Raw genomic sequence first — 21,174 nt, 5'->3', positions numbered from 1 at the left:
AATAGTTGATAAAACAAACGCCCCCGGCATGACTCGAACATGCGGCCTCTGGATTAGGAATATTATGTTATGCGATAAATATCTATATCTATCAATAGGTGTGACATTACTTGAAGCAGATTTGAAACAGCCGTTAGAATAATGCGAAATCATTCAGTTTTTATCACGGTCGGATGTGTGTCAGAATTTTACTTTTGATAAACTACTAAGCATAAAAATAAAAGAGTTATTACTCCCACATTTGGTTTATATCTATTACCTAAAGGTGATTTTATTGTTAATAAATTAACTGCGCCTGCATAATATTATTTACAGCTCATAAGAGTAGGCCTTAAAAGACCTACTCTTTCAATGTGGAGGTCGCCTACGATTCAGGAGATATTGTTCCCCCGCCAAAAACTTTATATAGGCTTATGATAGACTTGGTCAGGTTCGTGTCATTATCGGCAATCATTTTTTTGGTTTGTATCATCTTATATTTTGAATTGAGAACAGAAATATAATTTGATAAACCTTTTTCAAACAGTCTAACTGATAAATCATATTCTTTGTTGTTAGAAGCAAGCATCTGTTTGAGCTGTTCTTGTCTTTTTAACTCTTCCGCGTGAGTTGTTAATGAGTTTTCTACTTCTTCATAAGCATTTAAGACTGTTTTTTCATATTGGAATAGACTGGATTTTGCTTTAGCATCTGCCGGCTCCGTATGGAGCCGGCTTTTTTGTTATATGTAGTGGTGAGATGAAAAATCAGACAAATAATGCGATATGACGTAATTTTGCTTATTGGTACTAAATGTCGTGTGCTTTTTGCGTTATTTAGTAACAATTGTAGGCGTTGAATTGTAAACATCTGATAACTAAGATGTATCATTTCAGGCATGGGTATTGCATTTAGAATTTATTATAGGAGGAAAAAATGGCTCGCTTACTTTATATTACGTGTAATTTGAAATCAAAGGAACAGTCCCGCAGTTTAAGTGTCGGTGAACGATTTAGGAAACTCTATGTGGAAAATAATCCTAATGATATTATTGAAACTATAGATGTTTATGATGAGCATATTCAGAGATATGATAAGGATGTTCTCGGGGCTATGTACAAACTTAAAAACGGCATGAGTGTCGATGACTTGACTGACATTGAAAGAACCAAAATGATAAACATATGGGCATCTGCTGAAAACTTTGCATCTGCTGATAAATATGTGTTTGTTACTCCAATGTGGAACTTAAGCTTCCCTGCTGAAATGAAGATCTACTTGGATACTATTTGTGTTGTGGGGAAGACATTTGCCTATACTAAAGAAGGTGCTGTCGGTCTCTTAAAAGGTAAAGGCAAGAAGTGTCTCAGTATACATTCTAGCGGCGGTTTTCACTACGGAAAGGAAGAGGATCATTCAGTGCCCTATCTTTATTCTCTGATGCAGTTTATGGGTGTTGAAGACTTTGAGGCGTTGATTCTTGAGGGTGTTGATGCTCAGTCAGATAAACTTGAAGAGCTTAAAAATAAAGCATTAGATAGAGCCGAAGTGCTTGCTAAGCTTTTTTGATTAAAGGTTATACACATGCCTCGGTGTTACCGAGGCATGCTGATTATGAAATGCAGAGCTTTTGCATTTTGCTTCTTAATGTTGTAGATTTTACACCAAGCAATTTAGCAGCACCATTGGGGCCAGAAATACGCCCGTTTGTTTTGTCCAGAGCTGCTTTTATGCAGTTGATATTGGCTTCGTCAAGAGTACACACTGTTGTTGGGTAATAATCAGTTGCTAACGGTTCAGTACTAGTGGGGAGACCTGTAATAATTAAATCGCCTTTTGTGTGGCAAATTAATGACTGTTCAACAATATTTGCAAGTTCTCTTATATTGCCTGGCCAAGTATATGCTTTTAATTTATTCAGTTCGCCTATTTCCAGCTTTGGTGGGGCGATATTAAATTTTTTCGATATCTTTTTTATAAAATAGTCTGTTAAAAGTGCGATGTCTTCGTGTCTCTCTTTGAGTGAAGGCAGTATAATTGGGAAAACGTTTAATCTGTAAAACAGATCTTCTCGGAAAGTACCTTCTTTAACCATTAACGCTAGATTTCTATTTGTTGCTGCGATCACTCTGACGTCAACATTAATCAAGGTGTGCCCACCAACTCTTTCAAAGTCTCCGCTTTGAAGAACTCTTAAAAGTTTAACCTGAGCTGATGGCGTCAATTCTCCAACTTCATCAAGAAAGATTGTCCCTGTATGTGCTCTTTCAAAACGACCTTTGTGTTGTTGAAGAGCGCCCGTGAAAGCACCTTTTTCATGTCCGAATAGATCGCTATCGATTAATGATTCAGGTATGGCGCCGCAGTTGACAGTTACAAATGGGTTAACTGATCTTGATGACTGCTTTTGTATAAATGAGGCAAACATATCTTTGCCCGTTCCTGTTTCTCCGAGAAGCAGTACAGGGCTAGTTGTTGATGCTACCTGTGTCGCCTTGGTTATGGCATTTCTAAGAGGGAGCGAATGACCTATTATTTCGCAACCGCATTTGACAATCAGCTCTTTCTCTAGCTTCATTTTATTTTCGTTCAGCTTTCCATATTCTTCCATAAGAGTCCAGTATCTCTGAGCATTGGACACTACTATACCAAAAGGACATGATAATAGTGAGAGTAGCTTTGCGTGGTCTTGTGTGTATCTGTCAAAGCCTTTAGCGGTGAGGTTTACATCGCATATTCTCTGATCTTCAATATCTACTCTCATTATCATATGTGAGGAGTCGCCTATATTGAACAGCTTATCAAGTTCGGCATGTACGGTGGAGCAGACAGGGTTTTTGTGAAAGTCATTAAAGAAGATAACGTTTGATTCATAAGGCCATGTTATGAAACTTTTTTGTATATCGTTAACATGAATCATATTGTCAATGCGGAGTTTGTCTTTATCTGTTGCAATAGCAACTTGTCTTAGAGAGCTTAAACCAGGCTCCCACAAAGTGATGCTGAGTGTGTCGCAAGGTATTATCCCTTGAAAATACTTAAGACATTTCATGAGTGCGTCTTCAATAATCAGCGAGCCTGTAAGTTCTTTTACAGCGTCGTGGAAAAATTGTAGGTGGTTTATGATCATATGCCCTCCCTCTTTTTGAAAATATAAACTATATAAAGTAGATGTCAATAAATGTTACGCTATATCGTATAAAGTTTATGACTAGTAATGTTAAATGATTATAATCTTTTTGGAATGCAAATTGCTTGTATTTAAGCTCAGGATAATTAGTTATGGTCCGGAGGGAACCATTTAGATTCTGACTGATTGTATGAGATATTTCGTTATTCATTTCTTGTGTATGGGCATTTGCTGTCTAGATGATGCAATGCCCAACTCTTCCGGTAAACATTCTGATTTTAGCATTTATGATATATAGTGTTTTTACAAAAAATAACACGTAAAATTACTAAATCAAGTAAATGGATGTCGGTTGTTAAATTAAATTGCTTTATTATCAGATATATAAAAATCGGCATCATTATTGCACAATAACGGTTAGGGTATTTATACTGCTAAGGAGAAGTAAAAATGAGCAATTTCTTACTTGATGGGAAGGTATCTCGCCGCAGCGTCTTGAAAGCCGCTGGTCTGACGGGAGCCGCGGTTATGGTTGCCCAGAATCCATTTGGGAGAGCATGGGCAGACGACAAATCGCCATCGTCTGGGAACTCTGGAAAAGATGAATGGCATTTCAGCCATTGCAGGATGTGCATGAGGGGAGAATGTGTCAACATGTACAGAACTGAAAATGGTGTAGTTGTTGAGATGAAAGGAGTTAAAGAGGCTCCGACTAACAAAGGTGCAATGTGCCCCAGAGGACAGTCTGTAATACAGAACCTCTACAACCCCTACAGGGTTAAAGCACCTATGAAAAGAACCAATCCTAAAAAAGGTCTTAATGAAGATCCCGGCTGGATTGAGATTTCATGGGAAGAAGCAATCAGTATTACTTCAGGTAAGCTTAAGGCTATCCATGACAAAGACCCCAGAAGACTGATGTTTAACATCGGCTTTGGGGATATGAACTATTTCAATACGTTTATATATCACTTCGCGGCATCTTTTGGTACTCCGAACCTGATTACAAGTAATGGCCCTCTCTGTACAGTGCATTTTGCTACTGACTTGGTACAGGGAGTTTTTCCCGTTGCAGTGTCAGACCTTGTTCATTGTAAATATCATATTACAATGGGACGTTCTTTGGGTATGGCGTTTGGAACGGCAAATGGTCATGCTAGAGGGCTTACAGAAGCTGTTCAGAGCGGGAAGCTCAAGCTTGTAGACATTAACCCAAGGAACACTCCTGAAGCTTCAAGAGGTGAATGGGTAGCAATCAAGCCCGGAACAGATCTTGCGTTCCTGCTCGCTATGTCAAACTCAATCATATTTGATGTAAGAAAATACGATGTTGAGTTCCTACAGTGGCGAACAAATGGACCTTACCTTATAGATGCCAATGGCAACTATTTAAGAGGCAAAAATGGCAAGCCTCAGGTTTTTGATGCTTCAGATAAGAAGGTCAAGTCTTTTGATGATAAATCGCTTAAAACACCAGACTTAAATGCAGTTGTGGATGTTGACGGCCAGAAGTTTAAAGCAAGTTTTTCTCTTCTTAAAGATCACCTGAAGCAGTACACACCCGAGTGGGCAGAAAAAATCACGACTGTTCCAGCTAAAACGATCAAAAGAATAGCCAAGGAATTTGTTGATGCTGCTAGCATTGGCTCAACAATCACTCTTGATGGAGTCACAATGCCTTTAAGACCTGCAAGTCTTGTCCTTGAAAGAGGAGCGATAAATCAGGAGGATGGTACTCCTGCAGACTTGATGTCTAAAGTAGTCAATATGCTTGTAGGTAACTTGGAGGTACCGGGCGGTGTCCTTGCGTGCTCAAGAGGCCCCTTCCTTAGCCCAGACCAAGATGGCGTAGTTCAACCCAAGTTTGAGGCAAAAGGACATGAACCGTCATATCCTCCTCAGCATCTTGACCTTACAGAATACCTGATTCATAAGCACACAGCGCCTTATCTTGCGTTTAAAGCAGCTAAAAATCCTAAGCTTTATGGGCTTGATTATGAAGTAGACGCTCTTTTCGTAGTTGGAGGAAACCCCGTGACAAGTGGGACAGAGCCTCAAGTTATAGCGGATTCAATCTCATCCATTCCTTTTGTCGCCTGCGTTGGGTACCACTATGACGAAATAGCGATGCTTTCAGATATAGTTTTTCCCTCTAATTCAATCTTAGAGAAAAAATCTGTTAACGTATATGAATCTGACTTTACCGGATTTACTCATGACACTCTCGGTCTCTGTATGAGCATGTATAGAGACGAGCTTCCTCCTGTATATAACACAAGACAGGCTCAAGAAGTCATGATGGATATCGCTGAACAGATTGGAACTCTCCCGATACTTTACAATATTATTAACCATGATGGTGTAATGCTTGGCGAGGTAACATTTTCAAAACTTCCAGATGAACTGAAACTTGATCCGTCTAAAAAGTATTCAATCAAAGATATCTGGGATAGAGGTCTCAAAGCTAAATTCGGCATGGATAAAGGTATCGATATGCTTAAAAAGCAAGGTATCTATTACTATTATGAACCGAAAAGCAGATGTTATAACTCTGCGATGTTTAAAAAAGGTGAAACAAGACACCCAATCTATTTTGAAAGATTGATCAGAAGCAGAGAAAAACTTGAGAAGCTTTTTGTTGATAATCACGTCCAGCTTCCTGAGTGGGATATGGAAAAGCATTTGAGAATCTATGAACCCATGCCTACATGGAGACCTAACAATGTCAATTCCGTTAAAAAAGGTCAGGAGTATGATCTTATCGCATACAACTACAAGATTACGTATGCTCCTTTCAAAATTGGGGCTGTTGATCAACTCCCATGGCTTAATGAGGTAGGTGAGACATTTTTTCCATTCTACAACACAATTTGTATGAATCCTCTCACTGCCAAAGCAAAAGGCTTTAAAGATGGCGACATAATAACTGTTGAATCAGCGAATGGAAAAGTACAGGGCAAGCTCAAAACGTCAGAACTCTTTCATCCTGAAACTGTTGCTATTGGTGGAAGCTTAGGAAGAATGGTTAAGTCACTTGGCAAAAAACCTGCTTCTTATGTTCACTTTAACAAACTCACAAACGGCAAACTGAATAATATTGACTCCATTGGTGGAGGGATTATCGGTTCAGTACCCGTGAAAGTATATCATTAGGAGTGAATAATGAGATACGCTATGATTTTAGACAGAAGAAAGTGCTTTGGTTGTAATGGGTGCACAGTTGCGTGCAAACAAGCTAATGCGACCCCTCCGGGCACATTTTATACAAGAGTGTTACTTGAGGAGAGTGGTAAATTTCCAAACAGTAAACAGTCATTTATGCCGATGATTTGCAACCACTGCGACAAGGCTCCTTGTGTCGCTGTTTGTCCTACAAAAGCATCAAAAAAGATGCCTGATGGTACTGTTCAGATAACTTCGTCAGAGTGCATAGGTTGTCAGCTCTGTATGGAAGCGTGTCCTTATGGCGCAAGATTCTTCAACGGAGATGAAAAGCCCACTTACTGGGAAGAAAAAGGGCAGAATGAGTTTGAGAAAGCTCGTAGTAAAGATCATGTCTACGGAACAGTAGATAAGTGCACTTTCTGTAAGTCAAGACGCGATAGAGGAATGATTCCTGCTTGTGTTGAAACTTGTCCTGCCGTTGCACGAGTATTTGGAGATCTTGATGACCCTAACAGCGAGGTTTCTAAATTATATAAAAAATATCAGCCTAAGCCTTATAAACCGGAAAAAGGTACTCATCCTAGAGTATTTTACATCGGCTGATATTGCTAAACTCTTCCTCTCCCCGGCTTTAAGGCTGGGGAGGGGGCTTTTCAGAGGTTTTATGAAAGACTTGGAAATGTATTCTAACTTGGGTAATACGAATAATTTACCGGAATGGTTAAAGTTTTATTTGGAAATCAAATCCGAAATGCTTATTTGGGCTTTTCTGAGCAAAGTTTATAATGAATGCCCGAATGAAAATTTTCTTATGAGTATTGACGATTATGAGTTTGCACAATTTATTGGGGCATTTTCGGATGAATCTCATAAAAATGATACTACCTTGTTTATTCAGAGCATGGAAAAAAGTAAGGAAAAGATTGCCGATTCAGCATTTTTAATTCAAATGCAGAAGGATTGGACAAAACTTTTCAGAGGTATTTCTCCAGAATATGGCCCTATGCCTCCTTATGAAGAGTTGTATATTGAACATTCAACTGCTTCCGCTACTCAAAAGGCACTATCGGAAAAATATCTGCTTGGTAATTATAATAAATATTCTGATGTTAAGAACAGGTTGGATTACATTGGAGTTGAGTTGGAGTTCTTATCTAAGCTTGCTTATGAGCAAATGCGTTTACTTGAAAATGACAAAGATATTGAGTTTGAGAAAATCAGAAATCTGTATTTTAAATTTCTTCAAGAACACATAGGCAGATGGGCAGATAGCTTTATTGTCGAAGCTGCTAAGCATGCATCAACTGACTTTTATCAGTCGGTACTGGTTTTTACTGGTGTGGCAATTCGTAACCTCATAATAAAAAAAATATAACTCGGAGGAAAAAATGTTACGAAAAATTGGTCTTTTAACTGTCGCTTGTATTTTTTGTTCTTTTTTCAGTGTTTTTGCACAGGACTATGCGGTTGGTACAGAAGGTCTTAAAGCTGGTTCAGTTCCTGGACCAGGTATGTATTATCTTATGTATAACAACTATTATTCTGCGGATAAGACAGTCGATAAAAATGGAGATAAAAAGGATATTGGATTTGATGTCCACAGCTTTGCCAACGTGCATAGATTTGTCTATATAACAGACAAAAAAATTCTAGGAGCTGATTACGGTTTTAATGTTATTTTACCCATTGTAAATGCAGACCTTAATATTGATGCAGCAAATATTGATACAAGCAAAACAGCTTTAGGAGATATAACTGTAGAGCCTTTTTTGCTTTCATGGCACAGAGACACATACGACATGTCTTTCGGATCCGCCATCATTCTCCCCACTGGAGAATATGACAAAACAAAGGCTTTAAATATAGGCAAAGACCATTATACTGCTCTGATTACATACGGCGCTACATATTATTTTGATGACGCAAAGTCAGTAGCGGTTTCAGGTCTTGCTAGATATGAAAAGCACTTTGAAAACAATCATTCTGATATAACTTATGGCGATGACATTGATTTTGAGTGGGGGCTCAGTAAAGACATTAACAGAGGTGTTACTGCTGGTCTTGCCGGGTATGCACACTGGCAGATTAGCGATGACAAGGGTAATGATGTAAACTATGACGCCAGTGTACATGACCACGTTTATGGTATTGGACCTGAAATCGACTTTTTTGTACCTGCTATAAAATCACTTTTTAAAGTTAAAGTATATAAAGAATTTAATGCCGCCGATACAAGCGAAGGTACTTCCTCATGGGTTACATTTGTTAAGCCATTCTAACTAGTCAAAAGGGCTGCGCTTAATGCGCAGCCTTTTATACCTTGAAGAACACGGGGTAAAATCTTTTAGAATTTTTGCTATTTGTTTTATCTAACAATTTTTGAGAAATGCCTCGAATTAAAAAATTTCCTGTGCTTAATTCGTTAATAAAATAACGGATTTGCTGGCGGTAAATAAATGATTAATCTTAAGTTTAAAACAAAAATATTGATGGCTGTTACTTGCTTATTTTTAGTATTTTCGTTATTTATTGGAATTGCTGTGTATATGAACTCTACGAATGCAATTGTTAATGCTTTGTCTGACCCAATTTCTGAATCAAATTTTATAATTTCAAAAAGTATTTCTGGTTTTTATTCTTACAATAATGATATAGCAAAAACCCTAGCTAATTCTAAAATGGTAAGTGATGCTATAAGTAAAAAGGACTTTTCCAATGTTCAGAGCTACTTGACTGAGCTAAAAAACAACACTAAAGGGATAGAAGGGTGTTATCTCGGAATTAGAAAAGATAAGCCAACTGTTGTTGCAGATAGTTTTAATGGAGCGGCAATTGGATTAAATTTATTTAAAACCAGTAGCGTTTATAACGTAAAAGCTGCCATCAAATTGCGTAATATGGTTTCAGAACCAATAATGTCGCCAATTACAAAAGACTTAACTATAGTCACAACATATCCTGTTATTATTGATAATCAATATGCGGGTGTAGTGGGTATCTCTGCATCATTTGGTGAATTTATTAAGAGTCTTATAAGTAATATAAAATTATTAGATAATGGCTACGTTGCCCTTACTATGGATGATGGAAGGGTTCTGCAGCATGAAGACCGAAGTAAGATACTTAAAGAAAATATTAAAGACTATGAATGGGGAAGAACACTTTTAAATTTAAAAGAAGGTGATTTTACAATCCAAACAGTCAATAATAAAAAGGCTGTAATATCATATAATGATGTTAATGGAACCGGGCTTAAAATAATATCATATGTCCCTTATGATGATTTTAAGAATAGGTCGCTATCAGTGTCTATACCAATAATATACATGGCTGTTATTGGCCTTATTATAGCTTTGATTGTAATGTATTTCATAGCAAATAGTATTGCTAAGCCTATATCTATCACATCTGATGCGATTAAGATGATTTCTGATGGAAATGGTGACTTGACGTGCCGATTGTCTGTCAATGCAAATGATGAAATTGGTTCTTTGGCCCATAATTTCAATAAGTATATGGACAGTCTTAAAGTTACAATATCAACTATTCGCGAAATAGCAGAGCACCTCGCATCTGCAAGCACTCAAATTGGAAATTCAACTGATGAAATCTCATTGAACACTGGTAATCAATCCCAGCAAATTTCTGACGTATCTGCTCTACTGAATGATATGCGAGAGCAATCAGATCATGTTAACAACAAATTGTCTGAGATCTTTGTAAAGACAGAAGGCGTATCAGGAAACGCTGATCAGGCGAAGGTGATGCTAAAAAATGTTGTTTCACATATGGGAGACATAAATCTACATGTTAAGAATCTTGCCGGCACTGTAAACAATTTACAGAACTCATCTCGTGAAATAACAAATATATCTTTTGTTATTAACGATATTGCTGACCAAACAAATCTTCTTGCTCTGAATGCTGCTATTGAAGCGGCGAGAGCTGGTAACGCCGGGCGCGGATTTGCAGTTGTTGCTGACGAGGTCAGAAAATTAGCAGAGCGTACACAGGATGCTATTAAAGAGATTGAGAAAATCACTTTAACTTTCAAAAATGATACAGAGAATGTGTCGGATGCAATGATTATGACAATTGATAAAGTGTCCAAAGGAGTAGATGCTATAAATAATGTTTACGAAAAGATTGAAACTGTTGCTGAAGCAATGAAAACAATTGCTTCAAATGGATCTGTAATTAAAGAGGTTCTCAAGATTCAGGCCGACAAAACAGACATCATAAACGATAAGGCAGATTGCATCTCTTCAGGTATTGAAGAGATACATGTGGCTATGCAGCAATCTGTCAAAAGTGTAGAACTCTTGCAAAGTCAAGCACATGTTCTCTATGAACATGTTGACTCATTCAAATTAAGCTAGATACTGGATTTTATAATGGGGGAGGAGGTAAGATTTGGCAACATTATGCCTAGGTGCCAAATCTGAATGGACCTCCTTATGAGACCATCAAGTGACATTGGTGGTCTCTTTTAAATATACCAAATTATTTATTCAAAACAACGTAAAATAAGATATCTATTTAATAATATGTAATCATAAAAACAACGATATTCAGGATTATGAATGCCAATAGCGTGATATACGGAAATAATCTTGAATATTTTGTAAACATCCCTTCGATATTGCCAAGTCAGCATAGAGTTTTTCCATTATTTCTGCATGCTCCATTGGTGTCCTAAGACTGGGGGGACCTCATTTAACGGAAAACTCTAGTTTAGAAATGTCAACCGGCAGGGGAAGCTTACGCTTGCTAGCGTATTGTAGTACAATATAAAATTCTTTATCGTTAATTATTGTGATACAAATTCCACTTTTGTGTCCGTTCTTTGTATAGATGTCAAAGTAATTTATCATAATCCGTTTTGTTTAGGTTTTTTTAGGGGTGTGTGATATCGATTTTGATTTTGCTCACTGCGGCTTTAAGATGATCGTTGGTAAGGTGGGCATATATCTCTGTGGTCTTGATATCGGTATGGCCGAGAAGGTCTCTAATTGTCTGTAATGAAGATCCTGACATAGCTATAAGGCTTGCAAATGTATGTCTTAAATTATGAAGTTTCATATCTGGGTATCCAGCTTTAATCATGTATTTCTTCATCTTGTGTGTGATGGTGTCGTGATGCATCTGATAGAGTTTACCGACTCTATGCGGGATTTGTTCGATGACCTCCATTAAAGAATCATTTATGGGAATCCATCTGTCTAAATGTGTTTTGCTCTTTTTGACATGGATTACTCTGTTTTTTAAATCAATATCCTGCCAAGTCAGGTTTAAAAGTTCATCACGCCTGCAACCGCTAAGGATATAGAAGAAAAATGCTGATTTAATTACAGGGCTGTCGATTATATCTGCAATTTTATTGATATCTTCTAAATTCAAGAACTGTGGTGCTTTACGATCTATTTTAAGTTGTTTGTATCCTTGTAATGTATTCTTAGGTAGAAGTTCCCACTCGTATGCTTTTCCAAATGCCGCTTTTAAGTTTCTGATATCGATATTGATGGTTGTTTTTGCAAGACCTTGCCCAAGTCTTAATTCAACGAATCTGTCTATATCTCTTTTTGTAATTTTAGAGATATCCTTGTCGCCGATAAAATCTTCAAATGCTTTCAGTGTGTATTCCATTCTCTGAAATGTGCCCAAGGTTTTTGTCGCTTTATAATTTGTAAGGCATGACTGTTTGAAAACTGAGAATTTTTCAGAATTGTGGATTTCGCTTATTTTCCCTTCGAGTAAATCTTTTTGATATTTGCGGAAGAGTATTTGAGCCTCTTTCTTGTCTTTTGTCTTGAGGCTTTTTTTATTATTCCTGTCAAAGTAGATATACCATGTGCCGATGCCGGGGTATTGCCACAATTTCATTACTGTTGTTATCCTCCTGTTCGCTTTTTCAGGTCAAGATACTTCTTGTTGGTGTCCTCTTTTAGTCCGCTGTAAAAGTCATCTATGCTGTTTTTGTCAATTACCCATTTCCCCGGAAAACCTTTTTTGCCGTCTTCCTGATAGCCGTGTATCTTTCCGGTGTTGAGTTTGTCCAGCATCCAGTTTTTAGATCTGCCGCCAGCATATTCACATGCCTCTGCCATCGAGAGCCATCTGTGTGAATATTGCTTTGCCTCAAGATGCTTTTCTATCCCATTCAGTTTTTCAAGTATCAGGTTGATGTCTGAGTCGCTCATATTCAGCTCGAATTTATAAATTTGCTGTCGAGCTGATAAGGCTTGATACTTTGGTGCTGTTTATTTCAAACTTTCTAACTCCAAGATCAGTTATAACTTCTATTTTTACAGGCTTTGCTAATTCGCTTAAGAATCTGACATAATTTTTGAGAGACTCTTTTTCGTCTATTTCATCGCTGGGATTAGGAATCGTATTAAAATAGTCCAATGAAACACCGAGGTATGCGGAGAAATTCGATAGAATTTCAATGCTTGGCATCCTGTTACCTGAGAGATAATTGGACAGTCGTGATGGTGAGAGCCCCAATGCTTTACATACGTCAATTTGTTTCATTCCTTTTTCTTTGATGAGAGTCCTCATTCTCTCTGAAGTTGTGCTCATTTCTGTTCTCCTGTTCGATGGTATTAGGTAAGTTCAAAGTAGTGGTATTGTTATTTCTTTCTTTGGTACTAAATGTAGAAAAAAAGCGGTAACTTTTTTATTTTATTTATATAGTCTTCGCCTGCCTCAAGATCGTCAAATTCAACTGGGTTTCCGTTTATAGTGCATAAATATCTAGTATTGTTGTGTGTGATAAGCAGATTGTATGTCCCTAGATTATTTTTTATGAGTACCATATTGAAAATATATTCTACAATAAGTAGCATGTCAAGACGTGATGTGTTTGCTCATGTGGATGATGTGGGATATGGATGTAAATGAATTGACAACGGAGAGAATATTTAATAATATTAACTTGTTGTTAGAAAAATTTATGGTTTGTAAAATTATGAAGATTTCTTTTGCGAAGGGGTTATCTTTTTATAATCCTGAAGGCTTTTTTCCTTTTCAGCTTGTTTTAGTAAATCTCTAATGCTGTCAGCGTCAAGATCTTTGGCTATGTCTAAAAGTTTCTGAATTTCTTTTGATTTTGGGTTCTCTTGCTCATTTGAGAGTGCTTCTTCGAGTGAGACTTCGTTGAAGAAGTACCCGACAGGGGTGTTTAGTGCGTGAGCAATGTTTTGTAGTACACTAAGGGACGGAACTCTTAAGTTGTTCTTATAATGGCTGATGCTTTTTATGCCAACGCCAATGTCGAGTGCTACGAGATCTTCGTATGTCATGCGTTTTGCATCTAATAATCTTTGTAATAGTTCCCCGAAGGATTGTTGGTGTAGTGGTTTTATCGATGATTGTCTGTTGACTTTGTCTGCGTCACCAAATAGGTAGGATATGTCTATCTCAAGGGCTTTTGCTATTTTATATATAGTGTCAGGGGTTATTCCTTTTCTTGCCCCGGTGAGGAATCTGTTAAGGTTGTGGTGCGATATCTTCGCTATGCCGGATAGTTTGGCTTGAGACATTCCTGAATTTGCGATGGCTTCTTTCAAGCGTTCTCTGATAATTTCGTCTATGTTATCTGTTTTCTCCATGTTGAATATTATCACTCTATTTTTGTTTTGTCGCTATATGCCATATGGTGTATAAATATTCTTGAATTGTTCATTTGGATGATATAATCTTGTTCAGTTGAGAAATATGAAATTTGAGCAGGTTATATTGTGCTATTAATCCGAATCCTTGAATCAAATTGATGCTTGGTTTTCTATGCCAATGACAAAATATTTGATAAACGAACCACCATTGCTTGTGCTGCCGTCTCTTGCCAAATTACTTGGTCTGAATGAAGCTATCTTCACTCAGCAGCTGCATTACTGGCTTGGTAAGTCAAAACATCAGAATGATGGGGTGAGTTGGGTTTATAACACTTATGAAAACTGGCTTGAACAGTTTCCTTTCTGGAGCCTTAGGACTCTCAAAAGAATCGTTAAATCTCTAGAAGATTCTGAAATATTGATTTCCTCTGTTGAATTCAATAAGTATTTCAATAAGACAAAATGGTACAGAATAAATTATTCAAAATTACGTGAAGTCACCGGAACTGATTTATATTCAGAGTGCGTCATTGATGAATATCCACTTATATTTCAGCCTACTCTTGCCGTAAAACTTGGTTTAAATGAAGCTATCTTTTTGCAACAGCTTCATTATTGGCTCTCATATAGTTCAAACGAGCGTGATTCAGCGTATTGGGTCGCAAATAGCTATAGTCGCTGGATGACACAATTTTCATTCTGGAATAAGAAAACTCTTCAGCGGGTTATAAGCCGACTATCTTCTGACAATATCATCATATGTACTGACAGATTCAATGAAAGCAGAATGAATAAGACCAGATGGATAACTATTGTATATGAGAGAATATCTGAAATTGCATATGGACAATCTGGCATGTCGTCAGGACAGAATGGCACTACGACTGGACAATTTGGCACTACAGTATTGAATATCAAAGAAATTGCGAATGGACAGAATGACACTTCGACTGGACACAATGACACTACGATAGGACAATCTGACATCCAATCTGGACAAGATGGCACTCTCTGTGCCCAAAATGACACCCTCCGTCAGGACAATTTGGCACTTTCTCATTATATAGACTATTCTTCAGAGACTAGACATATAGAAGACAGAGAGAAAGAGTGCCATGCAGAGCAACCTCCAATCAGCATAAGAGGTCATTACAATGATGCTTTTGATCAGTATAAAGAATTAATCAATCAGGATGCAGTAAGCAGGTTTAATGTAATTTTTGAGACGTACATCAAAGAAGGTTTGAAGCTGCATGGGCAGGGTTTTGTGGATAAGCTGTTTAGTGCAGTTAAGAGATCTGACTTTCTGTTGAGCTTTAAATCCGGCTTCCCAAAGCTGTCATGGCTCTTAAAGAACTCTTCTGCTGTTATTGCAGGAAAATACGATACTGAGGGCTTCTCTGTTTTTGAAAAAGCACAGGAATGCTCAGAAAAACATTCAGATTGTGCTGTTTTGAAAGATGGAGTTTCTCCGTTCAGATATTGCAGATACTGCAAAGCGTATGTGGCAAGGTTAAAAGAGCCAAAACAGGAAAAATCTATTGAGCAGATAATAAGTGACTGTAGGTCTGCCGGATACTGCGTTGTCAAGCGGTTAAGGCTTAAAAACTTCTTTGAATATTGTGATTCATGTGATTGGAAATCTGTTTCTGAGAAAAAGCAATCTGAAGAAATGCTGATACAGCAGGCGGCTGAGTGCTGGGAAAAATGCAAAGGCATGTGTGCCCCAAAAATAATGAAAACAGGAGCAACTGACAAATGCAGATATTGTCCCGGCAATGGCGGCGGAAAGAAAAACAAAAAAATCATAACAAAGGATACTGCTGCGTCTGAGAATATCACAATAGATGGCGTTGATTTTAATAATCCGGAATCTGTCTGGAACAAGGCATTTGAGTTAACCGTTGCAAATAAAGCGAATAAAAGAAAAATTGCCAGCTATATCGCAAAGCACCTGCCTTTTTCGGTATATTCATTTGAAGATCTTGAAACAGAAGCCCTGCTTGTGGCATATGAAACCTTGATTGTGCTTGCTGCAGAGGAGACAGTTATGACGCTTTCAGCTTTTGAAAGCAGGATGCTGATAAACCTGAAGCATCATTTTGAAGAGATACAGACAACACCGGCACTAAGAGATGTTTTGAAGACCGCAGATAAATCAGCGTGTGTATTTGATGAGATTTCAGAAATTGAAGATGAAACAGACGGAGCTGAGTTGCTTCAATTTCCTGAAGAACTGATAAGAGAAATAATCAGGATACTGCCTTTGAGGCAGGAACAGGTGCTGCATCACAGGCTGGGACTTACAAACAGAGGATTTCTTTCGTTGTCTGAAACGGCATTGCTCTTAGGCTGTACCAAAGAAAATATCCATATAGCAGAGAAAGAAGGTATAAAAACGTTGGCAAAATTTGCTAATGAAAACAATATCTCCATGGGCGATGACATGGATGTCGTTAAGCAAAAGGTTGCTATGTATATCAGCAATAATTTTAAGCCGGTTAAATTCTCAGGATATTTTGAACTCGGCGGACTCGCTATTTAAATAGAATGTGTGGTAATCAGGCAAAATAAATAGCTTGACAATGTGAATTAAATTGATTAAATCTAATCAATCATATTAATCAAATTAATGAGGTGTTGTATGGGAAAAGATAATTTTCCAGATTTGTTTAAAATGCCTGTGCCCATTAATCCACAAAGAGACAGATATGTGATTAAAGGTGGGGCAGGAGTGTGTGTGGCTGTGGTGAAAAAACCAAATGGCGATACTAATATTTACAGAACTAGAGCTGATGGGGCTCTTAAAGAAATGACTAGTTTTAATCCTGATATGCTTGACATTGATGAGCGTAGAGAACTTGAGCTTCAGTTGTATGAAGAAAGTTATACTCAAGCAGAAATTGCAGAAATGTTAGGTATCTCACAACCAACAGTTGCATATGATTTAAAAAAGATAACAAAAAAGTAATACATTATAAAAAGGGGGAGCCGAAGCTCCCCAAATTGAGACAGACACGATAAACAGTGTCCGGTCTCTTAAACGCATTAACATCTGTAGCATGATACAGAACCTAGACCCCTTCGGCCAGCCGTCTTTTCAACAGCTCATCTGTCCTTCACTTACCTCTCTGGGATGCCACTCCCATAAAGTGCCGCAGGCTCTTAACCTGGACGGTCGGACGCAGACGTGGTGTTTTCACACCGGGCTTACTACGAGTCCTCCGAGCCCTGCCTGACATTATCAGACAGGTTACTTCTCCGATTCAGACAATATACCAACAGCATTACCTGTCCCGGCATCGTGAGCTTTTACCTCACACATCCTATACAGCTCTTTAGGTGGCTCCTGTACTCAAATTTTCGGCGTTGGAGCAAATACCAACTTTGTTGCAGTTTTCGGGCTACGAAGTGTCACAGATCGCCTTACTCACACCTACACATAAAAGTTTTAAACGGAGCTTCCTCACGTCACCATAAAGCTTCGGGTCGCCCTCACGGGCTTTAAATCAGCTGCTCTAACTGTAAAGGTTTATACGGATGACCAGTCCCTTAATCCCTATACAGCCGCTGATTCCCTTGCAGGTTAACTGAGCTCTTCAGCCCATGTTCCCCTGTCCAAAAGGATGTCTGTCTTATCCAGACGCACCATTTCAATATACTGGACTTTATAAATAGCCCCATGTTGTGGAAAACTCTTACTCCGGAGCTTTCCTTATAATCCTGCTGGGATTTGTTGAGGATCCCAGCCCTCTGGAATATTTCGGAAAGCACCTACGGCGAGTTTACCACAACAGGAGTGTTGCGTTCTTATGTGAACTCAACTTACAGTCACACCCTGCTCTGGCGGAGCAGGTAGCTCCTGCAAGCTGGTTCCCAAACCGGACGTGCGGGTTTCCCTCGCATCCGGCTCTCCGGTTCATCCCTTATTCCACACTATGGCTTTTTGCTGCCGATGTTGGTCTACATCGGCCTGTGGACTTCGGGACTCACACTACAGTGTAATACGTTTAAAAAACCAGGCATCTATCTATATCATCAGCTTCAGCCAACGTTTGTTGGCTTCTGCTGTAGGCTGGGGAAAGTGCCTTTGACTGATTAATGTTTTGCGTTCGATACCGCCTCCGTATACGGCTATGCCGTAAATAAGGAGAAATTAATCTCGTCTTCTGCACTTGTTTGAATTGTTCTGCCTGTGGCAGAAAAGGTCATAGCCGGTGAATCCGGTTATGTCAAATAAGCTGTACCATGGACAGTAAAGTCCCAGACGGCATTACCCGTTAAGTTCCGTATGCATCGCCTGATGCGGTGGTGTTCCGCTGACTTCCGTGGCCGCAGTGGTGTGCTGCGGTGGTCTCCGTACTGTCTCTGATTCGCTGGTGTTGCGTGATACGTGGTGTCCGTATCTCAGGACAGCAGGTTCATACAACTTCCGCAGAATGTCTCAGGGCATTGCGGTTGATCTGCGTTTCGCAGACTGACTATGGACAATCAAGTCCGATGTATTTCATCAAATAATGATTAAATTTATTCCGTTTAAGCTGCGGTTGTCAATGCTATTGCCGTGCGTTTTTATCCACTTCTGTAATACGCATTATGTGCTTCGTATTATTACGTTCTTTTAATCTGACGGTGATAACTTCACCTTGTCCGCATTTCTTGCGTATGAATATAGAAGATACATACTATCAGGTCAGACGTGCCCAGAGAATGATTCTCATGCGGCAGTATTTCCGCAATGGCGAGCTTTATGAAATTATGAATCGCAAAGCGTTCAATAATATGGCTGATAAACTGTCGCAGAAGTATTTTCATATGGCGGGGTCTGTCATCTACAAAGAGATGACAGAACTCTACAGAGTATATCTCTGCCTTGCTCCAATCATCCAGAAGCAGAAGAATAGCTTTAAGCTGGACTGGACGAAAGGGAATACACTCAGCTGGATGAGAAGGCTTTTTAATGGCAGCAATAAGAAATGGTATTACTCTCATGAAGCAGTGATACGCAAACATGATGTCGAGTTATTTAAGTCTACATTGCGAAATCATGGGATAACTGATTCCGTCTTCATCGACTTTGCTCTGGAGAAATATCTCTGCTTCTGGAATGCAGACGGCAGAAAAGGAAGCCTTGCTAACTGCGTATTTGATCCGTTCTTTTTTGAAGCTCATGAGAGCGGATTGAGGTTTGAGAATAACCTTGTCCACACGAGTTCTTCTAGAAAAAGTGGCTACAAATATGTGTTTGATGAACCCCTTGAGATTATGTGTTATGCGATTTCTGCATCTATACGGAACGGTCGCACACATGTCGATGTGCAGCTGAGTAATGACTATGTAAAAGCTCTCAAAGAGAGACTTTTAAAAGCTACGGAAGGTAAATCCTCATATGCCCATAAGCTCGTTATCCTATCAGCTTTAGTGAATTCATTTGTTGAAGATGCCAGATATGCAAAAGACGCTATGGAGCAGGTGAAAGAGGTGCAAAAGTACTTCATTAAGCATACAAAAAAATTCGCCGCCGGTAACGCCGATTTCAGGCACACATCGGGTGCGATAATTCCACTCTGGCTTTCGAGAGTAACTAACAGATTTACCTATCAGAGAACAAATTTTTTCTGGGATATGGATCACAATACAGTTCCTGAAAAGATCTATATGATTTATTTCAGCCCATACAGAGAGCAGATATGACACAGGACAATGAAAAGAAGCCAAAGCCCATGAGATACAGAAAGGATCTCACTGCAGAGCATTTTAAAGTGCAACATGACTTCAGAAAAGGCTTAAGAAAACTGGCTGTTGAGCCGCTTTATCACGGTGATATTTTTGATTATCTGTATTTTCCAGTATGGGAAAGATACGCTCCGGGGCAGTTTCGCTTTCTGTCGCTTCAGCACAGAGCGGCGGTAATTACAGTGTTGTCGAACAAAGATGTTAAGAGAGTCTGTAATTACATTTACGCCAACAAACAGACCGTTCTGAACGTATTTTTTGGTTTGGTGGGGCTCGCTGTAGCAAAGCCAATAAGTGATGAACCTGTAATATATAAAATACGTTACGCAGAGACACCGTCTTATGCCTTTGTCTCAAGTAAAATCAAATTTCCCTTGTAAAATCGTTGCTTAACTTGTACATTAAATTGTACAAGTTGGAGGTGCTGAAGTGAAAGTCGTTAACTTTACAGAAGCAAGGAATAATCTGAAGTCTGTGCTTGATAGCGTTATAGACGATGCGGATTATACTGTCATTACTCGCAGAGATTCAAATGACACCGTTGTGATGTCGCTGGATACCTTTAACAGTATTATGGAGACTTTCCATCTGCTTAAAACTCCGGCGAATGCTGAACATCTTATGAAATCTATCAGCCAGTATAAGAATTCTCAGGTAAAGGTTGAGGACATCGTAGGTGAATAGGCTGATAGCCTGGACTGAAGCGGCATGGGAGGACTACGTTTACTGGCAGTCGCAGGATAGAAAAACAATCAAAAGAATAAATCTGCTCATAAAAGATGTTCTTCGGAGTCCATTTGAAGGAATCGGAAAGCCAGAAGCCCTGAGAGAAAATCTTTCCGGATTCTGGTCGAGAAGAATTGATGACACCAACAGACTGGTATATGCAGTCGAAGATGAAAAGATTGTCGTTATCTCCTGCCGTTACCACTATTGATCTAATACACTTTTGTTTCGCAGAATATAATCATGAAATATCGTTGCAATTAGTTGCATTATGCAATATTTTATACTCAGAGGTGGATTATGGCACACGCAATAAGAATATCTGATGAGATAGTCGATTCTGCAAAGATTTTATCAAAGGTTGAAAATCGCTCTGTTGGCGGTCAGATAGAGTATTGGGCAAAAATCGGCAAAATTGCAGAGGAAAATCCTGATTTTAATTTCAGCATGATTAAGGATCTGCTTGTTGCTCTTGAAGAGGCAAAGCATGGTGAGCTTGAGGAGTATAAGTTTGGGGAAGGGGCTTAATGCGTAAAATCCTCCAGACTCCAACCTTTGTAAAGAACAAGAAAAAACTACATAAAAATCAACTGTCAGAGCTTGATACAGCGATTAAAGCAATTTACGAGAATCCTTATATCGGAGAGCAAAAGAAAGGCGATCTGGCATCAGTCTTTGTGTATAAATGCAAAATCACAAAGCAGCTCTTTTTAATAGCATATCAGTTTGATGACTCCGAGATAATCCTTCTCTCACTTGGCAGTCACGAGAACTTTTATAAAGAACTTAAAAGATAACCCTGTAATCTAACATCAATTCTAT

At 38.7% G+C, this 21,174-nt stretch carries 19 protein-coding genes and 1 pseudogene; 14 read left to right on the top strand and 6 right to left on the bottom strand.

Annotation, left to right across the window (positions count from 1 at the left end; all coding sequences use genetic code 11):
- Positions 1-364: 364 nt before the first annotated feature.
- Positions 365-691, bottom strand: a pseudogene (locus tag C8D98_RS14070) (TolC family protein); the annotation flags it as partial.
- A gap of 224 nt (positions 692-915) precedes the next feature.
- Here C8D98_RS14070 and C8D98_RS13195 point away from each other — a divergent pair.
- The gene (locus C8D98_RS13195; protein ID WP_132874637.1) at positions 916-1,548 is read left to right on the top strand and encodes an FMN-dependent NADH-azoreductase; all 633 of its coding nucleotides are present in this window, start codon (positions 916-918) and stop codon (positions 1,546-1,548) included.
- A 43-nt stretch (positions 1,549-1,591) separates the two neighbouring features.
- Here C8D98_RS13195 and C8D98_RS13190 read toward each other — a convergent pair whose 3' ends face one another.
- On the bottom strand, positions 1,592-3,109 hold the full coding sequence (locus tag C8D98_RS13190) for a sigma-54 interaction domain-containing protein (RefSeq protein ID WP_132874636.1): 1,518 nt from the start codon (positions 3,107-3,109) through the stop codon (positions 1,592-1,594).
- Between the two features lie 450 nt (positions 3,110-3,559).
- Between C8D98_RS13190 and C8D98_RS13185 the strand changes: the two genes are divergently transcribed.
- The 5 genes from C8D98_RS13185 to C8D98_RS13165 all read left to right on the top strand — a co-directional run bounded on the left by C8D98_RS13185 (position 3,560) and on the right by C8D98_RS13165 (position 10,653).
- Positions 3,560-6,262, top strand: a complete 2,703-nt coding sequence (locus C8D98_RS13185) for a molybdopterin-dependent oxidoreductase (RefSeq protein WP_132874635.1) — start codon at positions 3,560-3,562, stop codon at positions 6,260-6,262.
- Positions 6,263-6,271: 9 nt separating this feature from the next.
- Positions 6,272-6,877: a 4Fe-4S dicluster domain-containing protein gene (locus C8D98_RS13180; protein WP_132874634.1), complete on the top strand. Its 606-nt coding sequence runs from the start codon at positions 6,272-6,274 to the stop codon at positions 6,875-6,877.
- A 61-nt stretch (positions 6,878-6,938) separates the two neighbouring features.
- Positions 6,939-7,649, top strand: a complete 711-nt coding sequence (locus C8D98_RS13175; RefSeq protein WP_165871342.1) for a TorD/DmsD family molecular chaperone — start codon at positions 6,939-6,941, stop codon at positions 7,647-7,649.
- 13 nt (positions 7,650-7,662) lie between these two features.
- Positions 7,663-8,553, top strand: coding sequence for a SphA family protein (locus C8D98_RS13170; protein WP_132874632.1), 891 nt, complete (start codon positions 7,663-7,665; stop codon positions 8,551-8,553).
- Between the two features lie 177 nt (positions 8,554-8,730).
- The gene (locus C8D98_RS13165) at positions 8,731-10,653 is read left to right on the top strand and encodes a methyl-accepting chemotaxis protein (protein ID WP_132874631.1); all 1,923 of its coding nucleotides are present in this window, start codon (positions 8,731-8,733) and stop codon (positions 10,651-10,653) included.
- Positions 10,654-11,170: 517 nt separating this feature from the next.
- On the opposite strand, the gene C8D98_RS13160 is transcribed toward C8D98_RS13165, so the two are convergent.
- From C8D98_RS13160 to C8D98_RS13145, 4 genes are all read right to left on the bottom strand, one after another.
- On the bottom strand, positions 11,171-12,157 hold the full coding sequence (locus tag C8D98_RS13160; protein WP_132874630.1) for a tyrosine-type recombinase/integrase: 987 nt from the start codon (positions 12,155-12,157) through the stop codon (positions 11,171-11,173).
- A gap of 8 nt (positions 12,158-12,165) precedes the next feature.
- On the bottom strand, positions 12,166-12,474 hold the full coding sequence (locus C8D98_RS13155) for a hypothetical protein (protein WP_132874629.1): 309 nt from the start codon (positions 12,472-12,474) through the stop codon (positions 12,166-12,168).
- A 13-nt stretch (positions 12,475-12,487) separates the two neighbouring features.
- Complete coding sequence (locus C8D98_RS13150; RefSeq protein ID WP_132874628.1) at positions 12,488-12,856, bottom strand: helix-turn-helix domain-containing protein; 369 nt, start codon at positions 12,854-12,856, stop codon at positions 12,488-12,490.
- 386 nt (positions 12,857-13,242) lie between these two features.
- On the bottom strand, positions 13,243-13,845 hold the full coding sequence (locus tag C8D98_RS13145; RefSeq protein WP_207891285.1) for a helix-turn-helix domain-containing protein: 603 nt from the start codon (positions 13,843-13,845) through the stop codon (positions 13,243-13,245).
- A 223-nt stretch (positions 13,846-14,068) separates the two neighbouring features.
- Here C8D98_RS13145 and C8D98_RS13140 point away from each other — a divergent pair, with 223 nt between their 5' ends.
- From C8D98_RS13140 to C8D98_RS13105, 8 genes are all read left to right on the top strand, one after another.
- Positions 14,069-16,435: a sigma-70 family RNA polymerase sigma factor gene (locus C8D98_RS13140; RefSeq protein ID WP_165871341.1), complete on the top strand. Its 2,367-nt coding sequence runs from the start codon at positions 14,069-14,071 to the stop codon at positions 16,433-16,435.
- A gap of 99 nt (positions 16,436-16,534) precedes the next feature.
- Positions 16,535-16,861 (top strand): terminase gpP N-terminus-related DNA-binding protein, encoded by a 327-nt coding sequence (locus C8D98_RS13825; protein ID WP_207891284.1) that lies wholly within the window; start codon positions 16,535-16,537, stop codon positions 16,859-16,861.
- A gap of 1,811 nt (positions 16,862-18,672) precedes the next feature.
- The gene (locus C8D98_RS13130; RefSeq protein WP_132874625.1) at positions 18,673-19,584 is read left to right on the top strand and encodes a hypothetical protein; all 912 of its coding nucleotides are present in this window, start codon (positions 18,673-18,675) and stop codon (positions 19,582-19,584) included.
- On the top strand, positions 19,581-20,006 hold the full coding sequence (locus tag C8D98_RS13125; RefSeq protein WP_132874624.1) for a hypothetical protein: 426 nt from the start codon (positions 19,581-19,583) through the stop codon (positions 20,004-20,006). The genes C8D98_RS13130 and C8D98_RS13125 overlap by 4 nt, the downstream gene beginning before the upstream one ends.
- A 49-nt stretch (positions 20,007-20,055) precedes the next feature.
- Positions 20,056-20,310 carry a type II toxin-antitoxin system Phd/YefM family antitoxin gene (locus tag C8D98_RS13120; RefSeq protein WP_132874623.1) on the top strand — a complete coding sequence of 85 codons (255 nt, stop codon included), beginning with the start codon at positions 20,056-20,058 and terminating at the stop codon, positions 20,308-20,310.
- The gene (locus C8D98_RS13115; protein ID WP_132874622.1) at positions 20,303-20,563 is read left to right on the top strand and encodes a Txe/YoeB family addiction module toxin; all 261 of its coding nucleotides are present in this window, start codon (positions 20,303-20,305) and stop codon (positions 20,561-20,563) included. Before C8D98_RS13120 ends, C8D98_RS13115 begins: the two co-directional genes overlap by 8 nt.
- A gap of 89 nt (positions 20,564-20,652) precedes the next feature.
- Positions 20,653-20,880 (top strand): ParD-like family protein, encoded by a 228-nt coding sequence (locus tag C8D98_RS13110; protein ID WP_132874621.1) that lies wholly within the window; start codon positions 20,653-20,655, stop codon positions 20,878-20,880.
- The gene (locus C8D98_RS13105) at positions 20,880-21,149 is read left to right on the top strand and encodes a type II toxin-antitoxin system RelE/ParE family toxin (RefSeq protein ID WP_132874620.1); all 270 of its coding nucleotides are present in this window, start codon (positions 20,880-20,882) and stop codon (positions 21,147-21,149) included. The genes C8D98_RS13110 and C8D98_RS13105 overlap by 1 nt, the downstream gene beginning before the upstream one ends.
- Positions 21,150-21,174: the final 25 nt, after the last annotated feature.

The sequence above is a fragment of the Seleniivibrio woodruffii genome, assembly GCF_004339245.1.
Lineage (GTDB): Bacteria > Chrysiogenota > Deferribacteres > Deferribacterales > Geovibrionaceae > Seleniivibrio > Seleniivibrio woodruffii.
This window is presented reverse-complemented; position numbering and strand designations above follow the sequence as displayed.